General features: G+C 39.5%; 17 protein-coding genes. 9 read left to right on the forward strand and 8 right to left on the reverse strand.

Annotated features, from left to right (window positions below):
• Positions 1-3,062: glycosyl hydrolase family 8 (locus ACTHJT_RS08355; RefSeq protein WP_440237560.1), on the reverse strand; the 3,062-nt coding region annotated here is incomplete at its 3' end.
• Between the two features lie 287 nt (positions 3,063-3,349).
• Between ACTHJT_RS08355 and ACTHJT_RS08360 the strand changes: the two genes are divergently transcribed.
• From ACTHJT_RS08360 to ACTHJT_RS08370, 3 genes are read left to right on the forward strand one after another with little or no spacing between them, the layout of a single operon-like run.
• On the forward strand, positions 3,350-3,886 hold the full coding sequence (locus tag ACTHJT_RS08360) for an RNA polymerase sigma factor (protein WP_440237562.1): 537 nt from the start codon (positions 3,350-3,352) through the stop codon (positions 3,884-3,886).
• On the forward strand, positions 3,886-4,896 hold the full coding sequence (locus tag ACTHJT_RS08365) for a FecR family protein (protein ID WP_440237563.1): 1,011 nt from the start codon (positions 3,886-3,888) through the stop codon (positions 4,894-4,896). Before ACTHJT_RS08360 ends, ACTHJT_RS08365 begins: the two co-directional genes overlap by 1 nt.
• 4 nt (positions 4,897-4,900) lie before the next feature.
• The gene (locus tag ACTHJT_RS08370; protein ID WP_440237565.1) at positions 4,901-6,163 is read left to right on the forward strand and encodes an outer membrane beta-barrel protein; all 1,263 of its coding nucleotides are present in this window, start codon (positions 4,901-4,903) and stop codon (positions 6,161-6,163) included.
• A gap of 144 nt (positions 6,164-6,307) precedes the next feature.
• On the opposite strand, the gene ACTHJT_RS08375 is transcribed toward ACTHJT_RS08370, so the two are convergent.
• Positions 6,308-7,573 (reverse strand): Hsp70 family protein, encoded by a 1,266-nt coding sequence (locus ACTHJT_RS08375; protein ID WP_440237566.1) that lies wholly within the window; start codon positions 7,571-7,573, stop codon positions 6,308-6,310.
• A 232-nt stretch (positions 7,574-7,805) separates the two neighbouring features.
• Between ACTHJT_RS08375 and ACTHJT_RS08380 the strand changes: the two genes are divergently transcribed.
• The 5 genes from ACTHJT_RS08380 (at position 7,806) to ACTHJT_RS08400 (ending at position 13,913) form a co-directional block, all read left to right on the forward strand.
• Positions 7,806-8,447 (forward strand): hypothetical protein, encoded by a 642-nt coding sequence (locus tag ACTHJT_RS08380; RefSeq protein ID WP_440237568.1) that lies wholly within the window; start codon positions 7,806-7,808, stop codon positions 8,445-8,447.
• 20 nt (positions 8,448-8,467) lie between these two features.
• On the forward strand, positions 8,468-9,532 hold the full coding sequence (locus ACTHJT_RS08385; protein WP_440237570.1) for an arginyl-tRNA--protein arginylyltransferase: 1,065 nt from the start codon (positions 8,468-8,470) through the stop codon (positions 9,530-9,532).
• Complete coding sequence (locus ACTHJT_RS08390) at positions 9,532-10,836, forward strand: leucine-rich repeat-containing protein kinase family protein (protein ID WP_440237572.1); 1,305 nt, start codon at positions 9,532-9,534, stop codon at positions 10,834-10,836. The genes ACTHJT_RS08385 and ACTHJT_RS08390 overlap by 1 nt, the downstream gene beginning before the upstream one ends.
• Positions 10,837-11,000: 164 nt before the next feature.
• Positions 11,001-12,536 carry an OmpA family protein gene (locus ACTHJT_RS08395; protein WP_440237574.1) on the forward strand — a complete coding sequence of 512 codons (1,536 nt, stop codon included), beginning with the start codon at positions 11,001-11,003 and terminating at the stop codon, positions 12,534-12,536.
• A gap of 270 nt (positions 12,537-12,806) precedes the next feature.
• Positions 12,807-13,913 (forward strand): mandelate racemase/muconate lactonizing enzyme family protein, encoded by a 1,107-nt coding sequence (locus ACTHJT_RS08400; protein WP_440237575.1) that lies wholly within the window; start codon positions 12,807-12,809, stop codon positions 13,911-13,913.
• Between the two features lie 62 nt (positions 13,914-13,975).
• Here ACTHJT_RS08400 and ACTHJT_RS08405 read toward each other — a convergent pair whose 3' ends face one another.
• Positions 13,976-15,991 carry a T9SS type A sorting domain-containing protein gene (locus ACTHJT_RS08405; protein WP_440237576.1) on the reverse strand — a complete coding sequence of 672 codons (2,016 nt, stop codon included), beginning with the start codon at positions 15,989-15,991 and terminating at the stop codon, positions 13,976-13,978.
• A gap of 491 nt (positions 15,992-16,482) precedes the next feature.
• On the opposite strand from ACTHJT_RS08405, the gene ACTHJT_RS08410 reads away from it, so the two are divergent.
• The gene (locus tag ACTHJT_RS08410) at positions 16,483-16,920 is read left to right on the forward strand and encodes an NUDIX hydrolase (protein ID WP_440237577.1); all 438 of its coding nucleotides are present in this window, start codon (positions 16,483-16,485) and stop codon (positions 16,918-16,920) included.
• Position 16,921: 1 nt separating this feature from the next.
• Here ACTHJT_RS08410 and ACTHJT_RS08415 read toward each other — a convergent pair whose 3' ends face one another.
• The 5 genes from ACTHJT_RS08415 to ACTHJT_RS08435 all read right to left on the reverse strand — a co-directional run.
• Complete coding sequence (locus tag ACTHJT_RS08415) at positions 16,922-18,256, reverse strand: DUF58 domain-containing protein (RefSeq protein ID WP_440237578.1); 1,335 nt, start codon at positions 18,254-18,256, stop codon at positions 16,922-16,924.
• Positions 18,253-19,233: an AAA family ATPase gene (locus ACTHJT_RS08420; RefSeq protein WP_440237579.1), complete on the reverse strand. Its 981-nt coding sequence runs from the start codon at positions 19,231-19,233 to the stop codon at positions 18,253-18,255. Before ACTHJT_RS08420 ends, ACTHJT_RS08415 begins: the two co-directional genes overlap by 4 nt.
• The gene (locus ACTHJT_RS08425) at positions 19,233-20,807 is read right to left on the reverse strand and encodes a hypothetical protein (protein ID WP_440237580.1); all 1,575 of its coding nucleotides are present in this window, start codon (positions 20,805-20,807) and stop codon (positions 19,233-19,235) included. The genes ACTHJT_RS08420 and ACTHJT_RS08425 overlap by 1 nt, the downstream gene beginning before the upstream one ends.
• The gene (locus tag ACTHJT_RS08430; protein WP_440237581.1) at positions 20,797-21,495 is read right to left on the reverse strand and encodes a hypothetical protein; all 699 of its coding nucleotides are present in this window, start codon (positions 21,493-21,495) and stop codon (positions 20,797-20,799) included. The genes ACTHJT_RS08425 and ACTHJT_RS08430 overlap by 11 nt, the downstream gene beginning before the upstream one ends.
• A gap of 1 nt (position 21,496) precedes the next feature.
• Positions 21,497-22,954: stage II sporulation protein M (locus tag ACTHJT_RS08435; protein ID WP_440237582.1), on the reverse strand; the 1,458-nt coding region annotated here is incomplete at its 5' end.

Consider the following 22,954-nt stretch of genomic DNA (forward strand, 5'->3'; position numbering starts at 1 on the left):
GCTGTTGTTGTCGTGTATGTTGCATTGGTAGCACCGGAGATGGCTGTACCGCCTTTTTTCCATTGGTAATTAGGATCAGAACCGCAGTTTGATGGCGAAACTGTTAAATTAATAATTGTTACGGAAAAAATCGTGGTTGCAGAAGAACTAGCCGTTACCGATGGTGTGACTACTGCATTTACAGTAATTACTACCGCAGTACTTGTTGCTGTTGCCGGCGATGGACAAGTGGCATTGCTTGTCATGGTTACGGTATAGCTATCGTTGTTGGCAGCTGTTGTTGTCGTGTATGTTGCATTGGTAGCGCCGGAGATGGCTGTACCGCCTTTTTTCCATTGGTAAGTAGGGGCAGTACCGCCGTTTGTTGGCGCTGCTGTTAAAGTAATACTTGTACCTGCACAGATCGTGGTTGCCGAAGAGCTAGCCGTTACCGATGGTGTCACTACTGCATTTACAGTAATCACTACCGCAGCACTTGTTGCTGTTGGAGTCGACGGACAAGTGGCATTGCTTGTCATCGTTACAGTATAGCTATCATTATTTGCAGCTGTTGTTGTCGTGTATGTTGCATTGGTAGCGCCGGAGATGGCTGTGCCGCCTTTTTTCCATTGGTAAGTAGGGGCAGTACCGCCGTTTGTTGGCGCCGCTGTTAAAGTAATACTTGTTCCGGCACAGATCGTGGTTGCAGAAGAGCTAGCCGTTACCGATGGTGTCACCGTTGCGTTTACGGTAACGCTTATTGATGCACTTGTTCCGTTTCCGCAGCTGTTTGTCGGAGTTACCGATATGGTTCCGCTGGTTGTACCCATTGTAACAGTAATACTGTTTGTTCCGGAACCTGCTGTGATACTGGCTCCCGCTGGAACTGTCCATGTATAGCCTGTCGCATTGCTTACAGCAGTAATGCTATATGTTGCACCAGTTGTACCGGCACAAACCGATGTTGAACCTGTGATAGAACCTGCTGCTGAAGGAAGGGTGCAGGATGAACCTAATAAGACTGCCGTTCCTGCATAGGAAGGATTTGTCCATGCCTGGTCTGCACTTGCATACCAGGACATTTTGCCATCACGTGTGCCACCGTCATCATCATCATCAACCTCTACATCAAATCCGACTAATTGATTAACCGCAGGTGTATTGCTGACTGTTGACCATGGAATACGGATTTCCGTAATATAACCGCCTGTTTTTGTTACGTGTGCAAAGGTAATGCCTGTAGTGGATTTACTGTTGGCTTCTGTTACGGTAGCGTCGTTCCAGCGGAACATATATTGAAAATAATTGCTTCCGACGGTTGTTGCTTTTGTATTTCCGATATCAAAAAACACTTCAATGTTATCATCATCATATTTATTTGTTCCGCTGTCATTAATCAGGGTATTGTCCGTTACATCTACCAATAAGTAGATATAAGTATTATCCCACAATGCCTTGAACGTACCGGAAAGATCGGCAGCATTCGTGATCGTTCCGCTGATGATATTGTTTAAGCTGCCGGCATTATTTGAACTCCAGATCGCATCTACTGTTCCATCGATGGCAGGAGCGGTAGAGGTTTGGTTGATTGCTTTGTAAACGTTTAATATTACCGGAGAGCTTGTGCCGGTTTGCGAGCTTGAGTTATATGCGATTGCAGTGATTGAGCGGCTGCCGGAATTGTTGATTATCCAGGAGATGCTGTACGGGGAAGATGTTGCTGTACCGATAAGTGTTGCTCCATCATAGAATTCTACTTTGGAAATGGTTCCGGTTGTTGTGGTTGCTGTAGCTGTAAGTGTTACAGTTGATCCTTCATTATAGTTACCTGCCCCTGGTGATGTAAGTGTTGCTGTTACCGGGCTGGCAGCTAATGTACTTGGGTTCCAGAAATTTCCGGTCTGCACGAATAATGAAATTACTCTCAGTGTATTCCCAAAGTAACCCGATGCATCAACAGTTCCTACTGTTTTGGTGTACATGCTGTTCATGATGGTCTGGTAGGTAGATGTAGCACCGCAGATGCCGGCAGCATAAGTGGATACGAAAGTTGCGTTCACTGTCCCGCTTCCGCCGGATTGAGCCACAGGGCCGCCAGCGCCTGAAGCGCCTTTTCCGTTTACATAGCTGGCAATCGGAACACAGAAGTTTGTTTGTGCAGTACTGTTACCTGTCCACAATACATCAACAGCCATGCGCCATGGGTTTCGGCAGGCGTCATATCCATATTCGTTGGAACCATTGCATGAATTGGGAGCTCCGCTTGGATCAGACCAGTTACTTACCAGTCCCGTTGTCGTATTTCTGTTTGCATTTAATAATGTATAAGCGGCTGTTACCGCATTGTTCCATGTAGTAGCCTGTGAAGACACCTGTGTGGCAAATTGTCTGTAATAAGCAGGTGCCTGGTAACTTGGATTCCGGCAGGTAGAGCCCATTCCCCAGCCATCACCATTGATTGCCTGATAAGAGGTGTTATGAATTTCATAGGTTTTTATAGCAGTAATCAGCGTAGTTGCTTCCGTGCTGTATGTATAGGGACTTGTAGAGGATGGCCATTGTTTTGAAGCGACAATAAGTGCCATGGCAGCATCCAGGTCGGCATCAGTAGCGCCGTTGGATCCGGCAGTTCCTGTACAGCCACTCATTTTCCAGTTCATCAATCCGTTACCATTTGAATTGGCTTTGTAGTATGCCCATAAACCATCAAATAAGGCCTTATCCGCAGCATAGGCTGCCAGTAACATACCATAACCGATGCCTTCTGAAACGGTGGATGAACCGTCATCAAATAATACCCGGTATTGACTTCCGCAAGCCTGTACATAGGTTGATTTCCATGTGTTGTAGGCGTTGTAGGCATCCTGTGATTTTCCATATAGATTACTTGCCGGTGTATAAGCACCGGTAGGCAAATTTGTAGGCACAATACCATACGCATACGGGCTTGCCGAAGCGGCTATTTTAGAACCGAAGGGGACGGTTGCCGTCGCCGGCGTGTTGACCTGGGCATGGGTCAACGGGTGGATGAGAATGATAATGAATAGTGCCAATAACCATTTTATACTTCTGCTAGTCTTCATAAATATCCTGGGGAGATAATTGGGGTTCCTTAGTATTATAGACGGTATTTTATGGAAATGGTGACAAAAAATATTTAAAAAGTTATATTTTCAATCTTTCGAATAGGCTAATCCTTCATTATCAATATGTTTAATAGAAAATTCAACTGAATGTTTTTTATAAAATGATTGAATGAATGTTTATTATTGGAATATTAAGGACAATTTGTGACGACTGCTACCTTTTAGGTGTCTATATAAATAAGGTTTAATTTATACCATTTACTTAATACATTCTATTCTAATAAATGCTGGACAGTAGTATTATAAAGCTTTGCATCGAAGGAGACAGAAAGGCGCAGGAGAAGCTATATAGTTACTATGCAGGTAGAATGAAAAGCGTATGTTTGCGCTATGTAAAATCAAAAGAAGCTGCAGAAGATGTTTTTCAGGATGGGTTTGTAAAGGTCTTCCTGAATTTGAAAAAGTATAATGGTGAAGGTTCTTTTGATGGTTGGGTTCGCAGGATTATTGTAAATACTGCAATTGATACATATAAAAAGAATTTGCGTCTGGATGAGAAGAGCTCTTACGACGATCTGAGAGAACAGGAAGTGTTTGTAAAAGATGGATTCGAACCCATGCATGAAAGAGACTTACTGCAGATTCTGGAAAATCTGCCGGATATATTAAGAGTTATATTTAATATGTATGCAATAGAAGGATATTCACATAAGGAGATTGCCGAAATATTAAATATTACTGAAAGTGCTTCTAAATCTCAACTTTACAGATCGAGAAAAATAATTCAACAAATACTATTTAACTATAATAGTAAGGTATAATGAAAGACGAAAGACATGATATTGATGACCTTTTCAAAGAAGGGTTATATGATATTGAAGCTGAAGTTCAGCCGGCTTCCTGGGAGGCTATTTCCCAAAAAGTTCAGGCAAACACATTCTATACAGTAAAAAAATGGATATATGGAATTGCTATCACGGGCTCTGTTACTGTTGTTGCTGTTACAGTTTTGCTACTTATGCAGACCAATGCTGAAAAAACGGTTACAACTTCGAATATTAAAGAAACACAATTGAATGCTGTTCCGGATAATCATGTTGCTGCGTATTCAGTAACGGACGTTGAAAAAAATAAAAAGCAGCCGTTAGTCTATTCACATAGTGCTCCGCAAACTGAAAAAGAAATTGTTAATCAGATTACATCTGCGGATGATCGCAAGCGTGTGCGTTTGCCTGATGGGAGCACGGCACTTTTAAACAGGAATAGCAGTATTTCCTATACAGCAGATTTTATGTCCGATAAAACGGTACATGTTGCAGGAGAAGTATATTTTGAGATTCCTGCCTCTGCAGAGGAGAAACTTACAGTTTTGGGCAACTTATCTCAAATAGAGGCTCAGGGTTCATCCTTTATCATTAACTCTGATATAGAGCGCGGCAGTGATGAAATTACTGTCTCTTCAGGCAAGGCAGAGTGCAAATCTTTATTAGAAAATAACAATAGAATAGCTATTTTTGCAGGGAGCTCAGCGGTAATTAAAAGAGGATCGGATTTTAAACAAAATACGATTCAGGATATTAATTATAATGATTGGGTTACTCAAAGAATTGTATTCAATAATACCAAACTGGATAGTGTATTTGAGACACTTGAAAAATATTACAATGTTACTTTAATAGCACATAATTCTGAAATATTGAATTGTCACTTTACAGGAACATTTGAAAGAAATAATATTGATGAAATATTACAAGTTTTATCGGTTTCGTTTAATTTGTCTTTTAATCAAAAAAGTAAAGAATTTATTTTGTCTGGAAACGGATGCAAATAAGTTCTTGTCTGCAATAGTTACTTCTTGTTTTGTTTTTCTGTTTGCATTCAACTCCATGGCCCAGCAGGAGCCTGCCGCCCATAAAGTAACGGATACACTTGTAACCATTGATCTTACAAACCATTCTTTAAAAGAATGTCTAATAAGATTATCTGCCGCTTATCAAATTAATTTTTCTTATATAAATGATGACCTGCCGCTGCATAAGCAAATGCACATTGCTGCGGGTCCCCAATCGTTATCTGTTGTATTGGATTCAATCTGTAAGCAGGCAGATCTGAAATATCTGATTATAGGCACCCAGATTGTATTGAAAAAAAATGAAATGATTGTAACAACTCCGGTTCAGGATTCTACAGCGGCAGCACCTGCAGACACCCTACCTGCAGCCATAATCGTTGATACGATTTATTTATCTGATCACAAAAGTAGTAGCGGAGAATATGTGCGGGATAAAAAATATTCAAAATATTTTTATCGGGTGTTTGGTAAAAAAAGAACGCCTGATTCTATGATTGTGGTCTCTTCCAATGGCAGACGTGATACCATTGATGTAAGAGAAACAAGACAGAAATATCATTACATAAATAGAATTTATACAAAGAATAAATTTTCTGTAGGTGTTTTTGGCGGCGGCGGTGTTTCATACCGGACTCTTTCGAGCCAGGATATTTTTGTAACAGAAAGGAATGCCGATGAAAGCAGTATTGCCAGTTATACATTCGGAGCGAACGTAACGTATTACATGCCTTCTCAAAGACTTTCGTTCAGAAGCGGCATCAGCTATATGACGTTTGGAGAAAAAGGCTCTTTCATTGAAATCATCTACAGCCCGCCACCGGGAGGTCCTCAACCTGAAGAGATTGAACATAAGTATATAAACCACTATAATTATATCATGCTGCCGTTTATGGCAGGTTATAGTTTTCCTGTCAGTAATAAATTTGGTTTATCTGTTCATTCCGGTTTTGCAGTGGCATTTTTAGTTTCTAAAAAATCTACATATGTAGAACCATTTATGTATTTCCATTCTCCGGATAATTTAAGCAAAAATCCACACGTGCATACATATAGCAGTACTGGCCTGGTTTTGCCGGTGCATGCGGAGCTTTCTTATTCAGTCGGTGAAAACCTGCAGCTCTGTGCAGCACCAACGTTCAATTATTTTTTAACATCTATTTATTCCAAAAGTGATCTTAGTAAGCAAAAGCCCTATGCCTTCCATTTAACAGTGGGAATAAGTTATATGTTCAAGCGTAATAAATAATTTTAGATCTACCCTGATAAATACTATTAATATCTCAATACAATTTTAATAGTAGTATAAAGCAGCATATTTATTATAGCACGACCCCAGCGGGGTCGAATATGTATAGCCTCACAGGGTAAACCGAAGTAATTTTGATACGTTTTATTGGAACAAATAACCACTATACGCCAGGCCTTTTGCTACGCTGATAAAATTATCATCAGACTTAACTTTTACATGTGGCAGCTTTGTGTTAAATAACTGCTTAACCGCCCGTACCATCGACGTTCCGCCTGTCAGGAATAAGCTGTCAATATCTTCCGGTTTAATATTGTTTTTGCTTAAGAATGTATTGAGGTATTGATCAATTTTGGAAAGATCACGGTTTATAATTTTGTTGTATTCTTCAAGTGTGATGGCGTTGTGGATGTTGATGCCAAATTTATTGAACTCGAATAGCGAAGTATCCAGTTGAGATAAATCTACTTTTGTTTTTTCGATGGACTGGAAGATGGAATAGCCCAGGTTATTTTCTGTCAATGTAATCAGGTTTTTCAGTTTTTCATTTTGTTTGGAATAACTGTAGTACTGCCTCAGGTCATTCTGTACCTTTAATCCATTAAAGAAATTCATTTTTTCCCAGGAGCAAATATTACTAAAGAAGCTGGGTGGTACATCTACGAGCTTACCGGGCATGGATTCGTACATAACACCTCTGCCAAAATAAGGTGTTCCTTTTTCCCACATAAACGCCGAATCAAAACTATCGCCGCCGATATAAATACCACCTGTTGCAAGAATATCTTTTCGGCGGTCTTTCTCCATGCTTTTAGCCGGATCCAGTTCAATAAAGGTAAAATCGGTTGTGCCGCCGCCAAGATCAGCAACCAATACTTTTTCTTTTCTGGAAATTATTTTTTCATAAGCAAATGCCGCGCCGATCGGCTCAAACTGAAAACGGATCTCTGTTAAACCAGCCTGATTGGCCGCCTGCAGCAATCGCTTCTGCGCAATGGAGTCATTAATGCTACTTTCATCGTCAAAGAAAACAGGTCTTCCTAAAATTGCTTTTTTACAATCATATCCAACAATTGCATCAGCTTTCGTTTTCAGTTCTTTTAAGATAAGCGTGATAAGTCCGGCTGCAGTAAAGCTTTTATTGTGGATGCGGGTTTCAACAAAATTTGTTCGTGGCAGTACACGTTTTATGGACTTCATAAATCTTCCTTTCATGCCATCTGCTATATACTGTTCAATGGCAGCGGAGCCTACAAAATATTTCAGCGGCAATGCAGGATCATATTCGTCCGGGAAGTATAGAATGGAAGGAATGGACAGCGTTGTTGCAATTTCATGAGTTGTTTCATTGAATATGGATAACACTGAGTTGGATGTGCCGAAATCTATACCGTATATATGGGAATTCATGTATGCTGCTATGGTTTAAATGATTGTGCCGGGCAATAAGAAAAGGTTAAATCAATCCGGCAAAGATACGCATTGCAGGTGTAAGAGTTGATATTCCAGGAATGAATCCGGTGGATTATATGGAATGATATTTCATATTATTTATACACGGTGCGCTGGGATAAAACCATTTATATTCCGATATTAATTTATAATTTTGAACATAATCTGTCTGGCTGTTTCTTTTTTAAGAATGATGATAAAATTCATGTCCTGTAGGGTGTTTCCTGTACTGCTGCTGATCCCGGCACTTTCAGGTTTCTGTTCTGCACAGGTATATTCAGGAAATAAGGCTTATTATGCAGAGGCAGCAGGCATGGCCGGCGGGATGATTACTTTTGGTAATTACAATTCCAAAGTACGGAATTCACCTGTTTATACAATTTCCGGCGCATATATCAGAAATGAACGGATTATGTATGAACTCAACGTAAATACATTATTTTCAACCATAACATATAAATCCTATAATGGGTTTTCAGATACAACTACAAAGTATTCACAAACCTATGTGATGTTTGGTATTGTAAAATCATTCAGGATAGAAAATCCGGATCTGGTTCCTTTCTTTTCGACATCGTTTGGTTTTATCAGCCGTTCTGTGCAGGTAGCAAATGTAAGTGCTCAAACCCAACTGGCGGTTGGCTTGCAGGGAGGACTAAAATATTTTATTAAAGATAATTTTGGAATTAAGGTGCAGGCGAGGATTCAATCTTCCTTAAATGGATTAGGTATAGGTGTTGGAGTAGGTACCGGAGGCCCCAGCGTTGGTTTAGGCAGTTATTCCAATGCCATCCAATTGGATTTTTCCGGAGGTGTTTTTTACAGAATATAATTTAACAGTATCGTTTATACATGTTTGCTCAAGTTCACTATCCGGAGTCTCTTTCAAAAGAAGAATTAGACGAATATCTTCTGGAGGGCTGGTTTAGAAACGGGCAGCGGATCTTTACAACAAATTTTTTAAATTTTGATGATCAATTATACAGTGCAATCTGGCTGCGGATAAACATCCGCACACTTGAACCGGAAAAAGGTCTTGCTAAGCTTGCTAAGTTAAATGCAGGTTTTACAGTTTCTATTCAGCAGGCAAGTATTACACCTGAGAAAGAAGCATTGTTTCAAAAGTATAAAACCGGTGTTACATTTTCTGCCGCGCAGTCATTACAAACACTGCTGTACGGAGATTCAACCGCGGATATTTTTCCCACGCTTGAAATCACACTTTTTGATAACGGAAAATTAATAGCGCTTGGATATTTTGATGCCGGATTAAAAAGTGTTGCCGGGATTATTTCGTTTTATGATCCGGAATATAAAAGATACAGCCTGGGTAAATATCTGATCTTATTGAAACTGCAATACTGTAAAAATAATCAGTTTGATTTTTTTTATCCCGGATATTTTGCGCCCTTTTATCCGGCATTTGATTATAAACTACAGATCGGTAGAGAAAGTTTATCTTACCTGAGGCTGGAAACAAATGCCTGGGAGCCCATTGATACATTTGTACCTGAAGCGAACCCGTATCAGACCATGGTGTCCATGCTGACCAGGATGGAGCAGCGCCTTAAGGATGCAGAGATTTCGGCAGCTATGTTTAATTATACATTTTTTGAAGCCAATATCATTCCTACACTCAGAGGTTTAAACCTGTTTGATTTCCCGGTCTTTCTGAGCTGTTTTGATTATTCGCATCAGAATGCGCATCTATTGATTGTGTACGACGTGATCTATCAGTGCTATCACCTGGTTGAATGCAAAAGTGTATGGAAATCGGAGGATATTGAAGAGAAACCGGGATTTTATTCCGGACACCTGCTGAAGATGAATAAGCACGTTTGCTCAACTAAGACGTCTGATGAAATGGCGGCAATATTAATTAAAGCATTATTGCCTAAACAAGATTCAAATTTGTAATGCATACACTTGCCCAATTAAAATCCGGTAGTTTAAAAAATCTTACTAATATAAAATTGTCTGAAGGATTAACAGTGTTTCCGGAAGAAATTTTTGAACATGCAGATACCCTGGAAGTGCTGGATCTGTCCGGGAATGAATTAAATACACTGCCTGATACATTTTATGTATTAAAGAAACTGAAAATTCTCTTTCTGTCGATGAATCAGTTTACTGTTTTCCCGGCGGTACTGAAAACGTTGGCTCATATTGATATTATTGGCTTTAAGGCTAACCGGATCAAAACCATTCCTGAAGAATCAATTCCTGTGAATCTTCGCTGGTTAATTCTGACAGACAACTGTATCGAAGCTTTGCCTGTAAGCATCGGCGCTTGTACAAAGTTGCAGAAGGTTATGCTGGCCGGAAATTGTTTACAAACATTACCTGATGCAATGGCTGCATGTATCAATATTGAGCTGCTGCGCATTTCTTCAAACCGGATCAGCCGCTTACCTGATTGGCTTGTAACATTGCCAAAGCTGGCCTGGTTGGCGTATTCGAGCAACCCTTGCCAGTCGGCGATTACCGTTAATCATACACTTGAATCTATTCCATGGCAGCAACTTTCTATTCAGGAACAGCTTGGAGAAGGCGCATCGGGTATTATTTCTAAAGCTCTTTGGCAAGCTCGGGATACGGCTGCGCCGAAGCCTGTTGCCGTTAAAATTTTTAAGGGGGCTGTAACCAGTGATGGCTTGCCGGAAGATGAAATGCAGGCATGCTTGCAGGCCGGCAGCCATGATAACCTTGTAAAAGTATTAGGTATAATCGACGGTCACCCATTTCATAAACCGGGACTTGTAATGGAACTGATCGATGCCGGTTATGTGAATCTGGGAGGGCCGCCTTCCTTCGTTACCTGCACCAGGGATACTTTCGGTGCAGATACGCAGTTTACCATTGAGCAGATCGTCCGTATTACAAAAGGAATAGCTTCGGCTGCTCAGCAATTGCATGCGCGGGGTATTATGCACGGAGATTTATATGCACATAATATTCTTATAAATGCTGATGCACATCCCTTGTTCGGTGATTTTGGCGCTGCTACAGTGTATGACAGAAAGCGGCCCGGGATAGCTTTGCTTTGTGAGGGGATAGAAGTGCGGGCATTTGGTTGCCTGCTGGATGATCTGCTGCAATTTGTGCCGGCCGGATCGCGGCTGAAAGATGTACTGTGCATGCTGCGCGATACTTGTATGGACAGACTCATTGAACGGCGGCCGGACTTTAAAACAATCACTGCGCAACTGGAAGTTCTCTAAGTAACTGTTTCTCCGTTTAAATGACGTTCAGGTATGAAAAATAGACTGAAAAACCAGGTAATTTAATTCCAAAACTGAACGCTATGTTTGTATAATTATATTCAAACTAGTAATTTAGAACGTATCGTAGCTACTATAGCGATAAAATAATAAACAAACGAAAAATGAAAAAGACCTTGTTTTCGGCCTTATTTTTGGCAAGCCACATTTTGTATGCACAAGAAGACTCCAGTTCATTGTATCAGCATCAGAACTTAGGGCCAAACATTAACTCCACATCTACAGAACTTACCCCCCGTATTTCTGCCGATGGTAAAATGATGTTTTATGTTCGTGATGGACATCCGGAGAATAAAAATCAACAGGATATATGGCACTCTGAAAGAGACAGCCTTGGAAACTGGATGCCGGCAAAACGCGCTGACGATAAAATCAATCAACTGGATGCGAACTGCGTATGGTCTGTAAATGCCGATGGTAATACCCTGTTGATCAGAGGGGCTTACAATGAAGGCAAATATGTAGGTAAAGGTTTTTCATTGACCCGCATGACAAAAGAAGGGTGGACAGATCCGCAAATGCTTTTCATTGATGAAATAGAAAAAGTAAATCTTGGTATAAATGATGGAGCTTATTTATCAAACGATGGTAACGCAATCATTTTTACGATGTGCAACAAGAAAAAATGTACACTATACGATTTGTTTGTAAGTACACAGAAAGAAGACGGTTCTTTTACAAAACCGGTGAAACTGGGCGCAACCATCAATACTGAACAATACAATGAATTTGCTCCATTCCTGGCTTCTGATAACAAGACATTGTACTTCTCAAGCGATCGTCCGAATGGTTTAGGTATGACAGATGTTTATAAAACAGAACGTTTGTCTGACACTTCCTGGTTAAGCTGGTCTGTACCGGTAAACATGGGACCGCATGTGAATACAGCTTCAAAAGATGCATATTATGTAACAGATGCAAAAGGTGAATATGCTTACATGGTTTCGGATCTGAATTCAATGGGTAGTGCAGATATCATTGCTTTCAAACTGAAAGAAGAACACAAACCCAAACCGGTTGCATTATATGATGGTAAGATTTACAATGCCAAAACAAAAGAGCAGATTTTAAATGCTACGATTGAATATAAAATCTACCCGGATAATTCAGACGAAGGTGTAGGTCATACCGATCACGAAACTGGTCAGTATAAAATCATTCTTCCATTCGGTCACAACTATTCTGTAGACGTTTTTGCTGAAGGCTTCGTTCCTGAATACGATACGATTACGGTAGGTGCTAAAAATGAATATACAGAGATCACGCGTGATTATTACCTGGTACCAATCGAAGTAGGACAAAGCATTAAACTGAATCACATCTACTTCGAAACAAGCAAATATGAACTGCTTCCTGAGTCTTACTACGAACTTGATAAAGTTGTAAAACTATTGCACGAAAACCCTAAAATGAAAATTGAAATTGAAGGGCATACAGATAACCAGGGAAATCCCGAAAAGAACCAGCTTCTTTCTGAAAATCGTGCAAAAGCCGTTATGAACTACATTGTTTCAAAAGGTATTGCTGCTGATAGAATCACTTCTAAAGGTTTTGGTATGACGAAACCAATCGTAGGTAATGATACTGCGGAAAACCGCCAGTTAAACCGTCGTGTGGAATTTACGATTCTTCAAAAATAATTTACGGGTTAATCTCCGTACGAAAAGGGCCTGCGAATTCGCAAGGCCCTTTTTTATAACTTGTCAATATTATTCGTATCTTTGTAAGGCAAGCTTGTATACATTGTCAATGGCCGATATATACTCATGGATTACATAAAAAATCGTTTATCTGAGCCGTCAAAAGCCACATAACATTTTTTCCAACAATAATTGTGAGTGCGCCGACAGTGAATTCACAAGCTTGCTTTTTTTTAATCATGCCGATTTGTTTTTAATCCAATCCTGTTCATGCATATTCAGCAGATAGAAGTTTATAAGGCTCCTGTTAAACTTAAAAAACCGTTTAAAATTTCATTAGGCAGTTATGATTATGCTTCCAATGTTGTTGTTGTTTTAAAAACAACGGATGGACTTACAGGCTTTGGTGAATGCAGCCCGTTTATGTCCATTCATGGAGAAAGCATGGAAACCGCCTATATGGTTGCGCAATATCTGGCTAAAGGATTGATAGGAGTGTCTGCTGTGGAAACCGCTGTCAATGCTGCACGCATGGATGCGATCATATATGGGAACGCCTGTATTAAGAGTGCTTTTAATATTGCCATGTATGATCTGGCGGCACAATATGCGCAGCTGCCTTTATACAAATTTCTGGGAGGTACCAATATCAAACAGCTTCGTACAGATTATACAATCAGTCTTGATACCATAGATACGATGCTTGCTGATGCTGCAGCCATTCTGTATGCGGGATTCAAAATCATTAAAGTAAAGCTTGGCGGGACGAAGGAAGAAGATGTGGAACGGATCAGACAAATCAGAAAACTTGTTGGTCCGGATATCATCATACGGATCGATGCAAACCAGGGCTGGAATGTTCAGGATGCAGCAGAGATTCTGGAAGCATTGGCGCCTTTCAACATCCAGCATTGCGAAGAACCCGTTTCAAGAAGTCTTTATGAAGCATTGCCGGCGATAAGAAAAGCCAGTAAGATTCCTGTTATGGCTGATGAATCCTGCTGCGATCATTTTGATGCACAACGATTGATCAATATACAGGCCGTCGATTCCTTCAATATTAAATTAAGCAAATCTGCAGGTATTGATAAGGCCTTGAAGATTATTGATCTCGCTGAAAGGCATGTAATGGATGTTCAATTGGGCGGTTTTCTTGAATCCAGGTTAGGCTTTACGGCAGCCGCACACGTAGCGTTAACGAGCGATGTTATAAAACATATTGATTTTGATACACCGCTGATGTTTCAGGAAGATCCGGTGATTGGAGGTTTGGTTTATAAAAATGCAGGTATTATAGAGGTACCGGAAGCTATTGGCTTGGGGGCCACTTATGATCCGGCTTATTTAGCGAGGCTGGAAAAAATGCTTATTAAGTAAAAAACCTTCATCTGTGAAGGACACAAACGAAGGCTTTTCTAATTGTATATGAAGTGAAATGATTATCTCACGATTAATTTTTTAGATGTTACGTTTGTTGTTGTTTGAATCGTTACAATATATAAACCGGAAGACATTTCGGTTACATGAATTGCTTGTTCGTATTCTTCGGATGAATATTTTCTAATTACATTACCACTAACATCGCAAATTTCAACAAACAGAACATCAGCTTCTGAATAATCCGACTCTATTGTAAAGCTGCCGTCAATACTGGGATTTGGATATACATTCCAGGATGCCTTTGTATCAAAATTGATTACTGATACAGAAGAATACGAAACTTTACCATCGAAATCTGTCTGCATCAATCTGTAGTAAGAAATACCTTCCAGCGGACTGAAGTCATAGTAAGAATATGATCTTAAGCTTGAGCTGTTTCCTGTACCTGCAATAACATCCAGGGCTGTATAATGAATACCATCTGTAGAACGCTGAACGGTATAAGATCTGTTGTTTTTTTCTTCTGCTGTTTCCCATACAACAGATACACTTCCATCGACCTTTGTTGCCTTGAATGAAACCAATCTGATTGGCAGAGGAGCACAAGGGTTTGTACAGCCGGAGTAGCCAATATATGTCGATGTCCCTAATTTCAGGTTACTTTGACTAATCTGTACCTGGCTGCTTCCAAATAAAGCACCGGTTGTATAGGTGCTACCGATCAGGTCAAATGTTGTAGCGTTGATACGCGTCACCTTCCAGTAACCGTTCATGTTGCTAACACCCGTAACACCTGCGATTTCTATGAACTGGTTATCAAGCGGACCTGAAGCCATCGTGATTCTGTATGCACCGCTTCCGTTATCAGTAACAGAGGTTATGGTATTGATTGTACCACCAGCCTGCATAGGAGCAGATCCGCAGAAATTTAAATTGGTATTGCTCAATACAGTTCCGTTTACATTGGATGGAGTTGAACTCCCCATTACCGTGGCACAGCCTGACGTAAGATTGATTGAACTACCATTGAACGTGGTGATATTCTGCGTGATGTTCAATAAACTATGGTCGCCCATATTGATGGTACCGTTGTTTTTATATAAGGTAGTCGTTGTTGTTGTTGAATTCGCATTTAAGTTCAACGTACCACCATCTACACGTAATTCAGCGGAGAAGGTCATAGTGCCGTTGTTATTGGTTGTGCCGCCACCTAAATAAACATTACCGGTAACACCGATGGTACCGCTGTTGTTAATGGTAGGAGAGATGGAAGAACCATTACTGCTGAAGTTGAATGTACCACCCGTACTGTTATTAATAGTAAACGTACCGCCACCAATGGCTGTGGATTCTGTAAATGTACCTGCATTGTCAAAGATTGTTCCGTTCGGAACGTTTGCACCAGGCATAGTCATGGTAATACTCGCACCGGCAACGTTGGCAATATTAAAACCGGTGTTCCAGCTGCTTGTAATATTGAAATTCACACCAGTACCGGAGTTCGTGAATTTACCAGGGCTGCCCGGGCTGTTGTATTGAATGGTAACGTTATTGGCAAAGTTGTTCAGGATATTGCTGTTGCTTCCCAATGTTAAATTTGAAGATGAGTAATTGTTCAGCGTAACATTGCTGTTGAAGTTTCTTGTACCTGAAATAGTACCGCAGTTATTAATTACACTGGCACTTGTTGCGGAAACGTCTTTGCTGAATGTACCGCCGCTTAATACGTTTATTGTACCACCTGCCACGGTCATAGAACCGTTTATGGTAGGATTGTTTTTAATAAACATGCTCGCTCCGGTCGGTAGTGTTGCACCATTGTTTAGTGTACCGCCTGATGCAATTAATGTACCACCGCTTAGTACCGAAATATTATTGCTTATTGTACCACCCGAAACAATGATCTGACCGCCGCTGTTTATAACAACAGCCCCGCTTTGGGTACCGCCGGTTATACAGATTACATCTCCGGAATTAGCCGTGATGGGTGTCGCCGTACTTGAGCTTATGGTAGAAGTACAAGCAGCAGATGGATCAGCAGGGCATTGTGCATTCGCTACAAAACCTGCTTGCATTGTTATTAAAAATGTTAATATTATTTGCTTTATATTTTTCATTGGTAATTTCCAATTTTTATTAAATTTATTAACGTATGTTAATTATTATTGGTTGAGTTTTAAAAAAAGGTTAAATCTTAAGTATTGTATTTTTTGCTTCAGGAAAGTGCAAAAACAGCTCAAAAAGAAACTTTTAATAGGATGATAATAGTATTAAAAAAATGAAAAAGGCCTTTTTCGGTTAAATTTGGCCATTGTTTAAGCCTGCAAAAAGAGCCTCTTACAAGATTATACGGATTCCGGATATTGTAATATTTGTATGAATTGTTGAAAAAAAACAGGAATATTTTTTACGGAAATTACATTTATTGAATTAATAATATGAACATCGGAATTTTAGAACTGTTAAATGCGGCGATATATGATATAATTTTGAGAGAACAGACTGATTCCCCATTTCAAAGACTTAAATTGTATCTTATTTGTTTATCCAGTTAGATTAAAAAGAGATGAAGCGGAAGGCTAAAGTTTTATTTGTCCATAAGGTTTCTGAAAGTGTATACAGATTGCTGTTGGGAAGAAGGGTATCCTCAAATGAATCTTTCTGGTGGATTCCCGGTGGTTCAGTGGAAGCCGGGGAAACGGATTTTGAGGCTGGATTGAGAGAGTTGGGAGAGGAGTTGTTTTTAACGAAGGATTTTACAGATGTATTGCATGCTTATAAGCGGGATAATAAAATTCCCGTTTCAGTTGAGTACACATCTTCGCAAGCTGTTAATATTATTTTTCTTGTATCAATGCAGTATACAGGAAACATTCCGCTGCCTTCTATTAAAGATGAATTTGAAGAGGTGGCCTGGTTTGACCTAAACAATATGCCTCAAAACATGTCACGTGAATTTTCCTATATAGAAAAAGAACTGCAGCAAGCTGTGCGTAAATTATAGATCAGATCAAGCCTCTGGCTTTTAGTTCCAGGTATTTATTGATTGAGTTTAACGGTAATGCTTCAGGTTTGCTCAGGATAGATTGTATACCGTATTTCTTAAGTTCATTCACAATAAGAATTTTTTCCTGCATATTCTTTTTTGCCATTGTTTGCTGATAGATCTCTTCAGTGTCTTTGGCATCCGTTAAAGCAAAATTACTCAGTTCTGTATTTTCAAAGAATATAACAACCAGCAAATGCGAAGTGTTGATTCTTCTCAGGTAAGGAAGAACTCTTTCCAGGGCCTGGTAGCTCTCGAAATTGGTAAATAGGAATAACAAACTGCGCCCCTTCACGGATGTACGTATTGCCTGGTAAAGAAGCTCATAGTTTGATTCCAGGATGTGTTCTTTTTCTTTATATAAAGCCTCTAAAATATTTTTTAGTTGCCTGCTGCCTTTATCGGATTTTACAAAACGGTTGATCGTATTGCTGAAAGTCAGCAAGCCAACTTTATCATCTTTCTTTAAGGCAGTATTGCTTAAAACAAGTGCTGTATTAATGGAATGGTCAAGCAGGGTTAATCCATCGAAAGGCATGCGCATGCTCCGGCTTTTATCAATCACGCAAAAGATCTGTTGTGATTTTTCTTCTTCGTATTGATTTACCATCAACTCACTTCGTCTGCTGGTGGCTTTCCAGTTGATGCTTCTGTAATCATCACCCCGCACATAATTTTTGATTTGTTCAAACTCATAACTATGTCCGATACGGCGTAACTTTTTGATGCCGTAATGATGAGAAATTCGTGTGAACGTTTTTAATTCCAGCTGTTTCATCAGCAGGATTGACGGGTAAACAGCGATTGTTTGTGCAGCTGGGATCTCTACTCTTCTATTGACGAGCCCCAGTTTACTTTTAATAAACAGCAGAATATTTCCAAACTCATACTCGCCACGGGTTAATGGCTTTACGGTGTATTGAATATTCTGTTTTTCATTTCCCTGTAAAACCGTTTTGATCTGAAAGGATCTTTCCTGAAATTGAACAGGTAGTTCATCCTGGATCACAATCTCAAAAGTAATCGTACTCATGTTGCGGATGCCTAATTTTATTGAGTTGTCAGAGCCCAGCGACAATACTGAAGGTGCCTTGCGCATACATGCAAATTTTATTGACGGACTAAACAGGAAGAATGCATCTGCAATACTTATCAATCCAAAGATCAATAAACATACCTTAGCAGGTACCAATAAAATAGAGAAAGGATAGGACAGTATGAATAGCAACAATATTGCTGCTATTCCTGTAAAGAACCTTCCTGTTAAAAAGATATGTTTAAAGAAAGATCTCACCTTGGAACTTCAATTTTTTCAATGATTGATTTGATCACACTTTCAGTAGTATCTCCTTCCATTTCTTTTTCAGGAGTCAAAATAATTCTGTGATTTAAAACCGGATAAGCGACATATTGAATATCTTCCGGTATTACGAAGCTGCGGCCGCGCATGGCTGCTATAGCCTTTGACGTCTTCAGGATTGCAAGGGATGCTCTTGGAGATGCACCTAAATATAAGTCCGGATGGTTTCTTGTATTGAATACAATCTGGCCGATGTAATCCAGTAAATGTTCTTCAATATGAATTTTTTCAATATGCTCGGCAATGAACTGCAGATCCTGAAAATTCAATATTTCTGCTACATCCTGTGAAATTTTGTTTGTAAAATCTTCTTTGAAACGGCGAAGAATTCTTTTCTCTTCTTCAAAAGAAGGATATGATAATTTTATTTTAAATATAAAACGGTCGAGCTGCGCTTCCGGTAATTTATACGTGCCTTCCTGCTCAATCGGGTTTTGTGTGGCAATAACGAAAAACGGAAACTGTAATACATGGCGTACCCCATCAACTGTAATTTGCTTTTCCTCCATTACTTCAAAAAGGGCAGCCTGTGTTTTGGCAGGTGAACGGTTGATCTCATCAATCAGTACGATGTTTGAAAAGATCGGCCCTTTGTTGAATTGAAACTCGGATGTTTTGACATTGAAAATGGTTGTACCGATTACGTCTGTTGGCATTAGATCCGGCGTAAACTGAATACGGTTAAAATATACCGCGAGCGTTTTGGCCAGCGTTTTGGCTGTAACTGTTTTAGCAATGCCAGGCACACCTTCAAGCAATACGTGACCGCCTGAAAAAATACCTGCCAGCATCAGGTCAATCATCTCTTCCTGACCGATAATTACTTTGTGTATTTCATTTTTTACACGCAAAACCATATTGTTGACTTTGTTGTAAGAATCATCCTGGGTAAACGAAAATGTATCTTCCATTAGTTCTGTATTTTTTTATAGATGAATTGCAGTTGTTGGTAAAATAGATGAAGGTCTTTGGTTTTCATTTCATGGCCCGGAAGTGTGATACGCTTGTATTCTTCCTGTAACTGTATAAACCGTTGTGCTTCTATACCTGACTTGGTCGCCAGCCATTGCACGGAAGCAGGATTATCCAGATTTATTTTAACGCCATACTTTTGTTGTATGGTTGAAATAAATAAACGCATGTTCAGTTGGATCAGCTTTCTGTGATTTCCGATCTGCGCATATAAACGTCCTGTTGTTTGTACATATTCAATACTGGTATTGTTTACCGGCTCAATAACCGGAATGATCCGTTGCTTGCGTTTGCTTTCAAACAATATATAGATCAGTACTGTTGCTAATAATAAATACCATGCCCAGCGAAGCGGCTCAACAGCCAAAACGTATTTTAAATAAGGCGTCCGTGGCCGGCTTGATTCACTTTCCTGCCTGTTGATTGCCGGCACTTCATCCCAGAATAATTTACCGTTTGATAAAACTGACAGTATTTCTTCTGCATGACTCAATCCCTGTTTTTCTTTTACAAAATAATTCGTCAATAGGATAGGTGTTGTAAATACATACAGGTAGCCTTTTCCGTAAGGGATACGGACATAATTATATGTGTGGTCATTTAGCATGGAAAATACTGCAACGGATGAATCAAGTTTTTCCGATACGGGGATGCTTACCCGACTATAGGGTTTTAAAGCAAGAAAGGATGCCTGTTTCGGCACCTCAAATGAATAGTTTCCTGGTGTATTGGGTAATGGTTTTTTTAACTGTGGTACAATATAATTGTCTTCCACAGCGGCCAAATGTGTAATGTAGCTGTTCCTGATTGAATCTTCCTGCTGTAGAGCTATTGCAGCGATTGTGTCAACGGAAGCAACAGCAGAATCAACATAATCAGTTGTTATAAGCGTATCGTCTTCGTAAACATCTGCATCTGCATAATCTTCTTCAAACAAAGTATCCGTCACGGTAGCTATTCCTTCTTCATTTGTATACTCCTCCGTCTCGGTTTCTTCTGAAGATTCTTCACCTATTGTTTCATCAATATGTTCTTCAAATTCAGTGGATGTTGCTGCAGGAGTGTTACCTGTTACAGAATCCGGATATGAAATTGTATAGTCGACACTATCAAAAGAAAATGTGCCTCCGTTTTTCAATAGATAACCCATTGAATAAGGAAGTTGCGTTGAGCTTATAAAGGCATTATTTCCTCTTTCAACAAACTCGAACAAGGACTTTTGTTCGTGATTGGTCAGTGTATTGAAATAGTTACCGATATATATATAGTTGGCATTTACAACATCGGCAGGTAGATCTTTGTCGATGGTTTTTGTTATGTCTGTAAAGTCGTCTGCATATTTGTACTTAACAAGTTCTTTCAACAAATACGTGCCATACGGATCTTTGGAATCAGATTTGTAATGCTCTGTCCAGTTTATATTTTTCTGTGCATTCGCCAGCAACCAGAACCCTATTGCAATTGCTAACAGGATTCCAATAATTACCCAGGCAATCCATGATCTATTTTTCATCAGGCAGCGGGAATTGGTTGTTGAACATTAAAAACTGATTTTTTGCTACATCGAACATGCTTTCATTCAATTGAAAATTTCCATACCAGGTCGTTTCATAAATGCTGGTAAGATTAGAAAAGTCTGATGCTTGCGGATGAGAAGAAAATTCCAATATGTATTTGCTGTTTGTTTTATCCTTCTCCCATTTAATATGGCCGTTTAAATGCAGTAACTGTAACGACATCAAGTAATAGATCCGGATTGCGTTGCGTATATCTCCGTCGGTGATATATTTATTCAGCAGTTTCTGCAGCGGCCATTCAGCAATATTTTCTTCATGAAGTTCTTCTTCAGATTCTATATCGATATTGGACTTTACAACTGCGCTGTTTTTATATAAAAGTGTAGGTAAAAGCCTTGCAAGAATAAAACCGATGATACCAATAATAAGAATGAAACCCAGAACCTTAAAAAGAGGAGCAAGCCCTGAAAAATCCATTCCGGAACTTTTTTCTTCGTGCTTATACTCTTGGGGTTTCTCCTTCGGTTTTTTTTCTTCGGTATAATCTAATTCTTCTGAAAGCGTTTTCCATTTATCCTTATCCAGCGTATTGGCTTTATAGTCCTTCGTTTGCTGACTATAAAGCAAGGGACTGTTTAAGAAAACAAAAACTGAAAGGCAGAAAATGAAGACTGTTTTTTTCATGCTACTTCCAGAGAAAATGAACTTTATTGGTAAGTGCTTCGGCATTTTTGATTTCTTTTAAACTATATAATTTCCACATGGTGCCATACAGGCACAGAGGAATAATATAGAAGAAGCCGCTGTAATGGAAGATGGTGTAAAAGCCGATGTAGACCCAACGCATAGCTTCAGGTGCTATATCTACATTGAATACAACAAACTCAATGAAGATATAAGTAATCGGTGATTCAATAACTGCGTAGTAAAGAATCATACACAAGCTTAATAAGGCAAACAATCCTATCAGCGACATGTATTCTTTTTTCATATAAGAGAAAGCCCTGCCTATTGCACTTGGGTACATAAGATCTTCTGTTATAGAAACTGCCAGTATCACGATTAACGCCGGACTTGCAGCAAGCAGTGCGAGCAATAATAGAAATGGCTCTTCAATTAACGCGATCGGGTAGATCAGTGCTGCTGTTATAAGGGCTTTATAGTAATGCTTTAATACAAATTTGCCTGTAGATATTCTTGGTGTCTTTGTAATCCCGTAAATATTAAATGCAGCAAAAAATAATAACAGCGAAAGATTGAAGATGTGCATGATATGTACATACATCGGCAAATCTGCTTCAAAGAAATAAGTAAAGAATGACCATTTGGTTGGGTCGGTATTTTCAAGTAAATAATCATTCAATGCATAGATCAGCAGGCCAAACGAAAGCAGTAGTGCCAGTGATTTAACTTTTACGTTTGAGAAGAAAAAGTGATGGAACAGTGAAAAAGAATAACGGATGAGCTCGGTTAATTCCAGAATAGCTTCAGTACTTGGAGCAATGAAATTATCCGCCTGAATTTTTATTTGCCTGATTTGGGAAGAAAACCCACGTTTACTTTTTAGTATAGGATACACAATAAAATAGCCTATAATAAAAGACAGGGATAAGAGAATCAATATAAACCTGATGATATCCGGAGTTTCTGTATATCGGGTTAAGAAGCTTTCAATGATGGCTGCAAATATGGTAATCGGAATGGTACCCATTAATAACTTGAAGCCATTCATGGCAGATACCTGAAATGCCTGTAAGCGGGAATAGGTTCCCGGAAATACAAGTCCGCTGCCAAGTCTGATACCTGCAGCACCAGCAAGCACCATGCCGGCCATTTCCAGTGTTCCATGAAGCCATATAGTCAATGCAGAATCAATAAATAAATCTTTCTGCACAAAGTAAAATTGGAATACGCCAACCATGATTCCATTGTAGAACATAATCAATATGGAACCAATACCCAATACGAGGCCGCTGGCAAAGGTGAAGAAGTCAACTTTGACATTGTTCAGGGTAATTCCAAGGAACATATCAGCTTGTCTTGATGTCTTGTACACAGCCATAGGATCACCTTTTTCTATGTTGGCTTCAGTCATGCTTACATATTGATCTCCCAATACGACCCGTACAAATTCAGGGTCCTT

The sequence above is a fragment of the Cytophaga sp. genome, assembly GCF_051961495.1.
Taxonomy (GTDB): Bacteria; Bacteroidota; Bacteroidia; order Cytophagales; family Cytophagaceae; genus Cytophaga.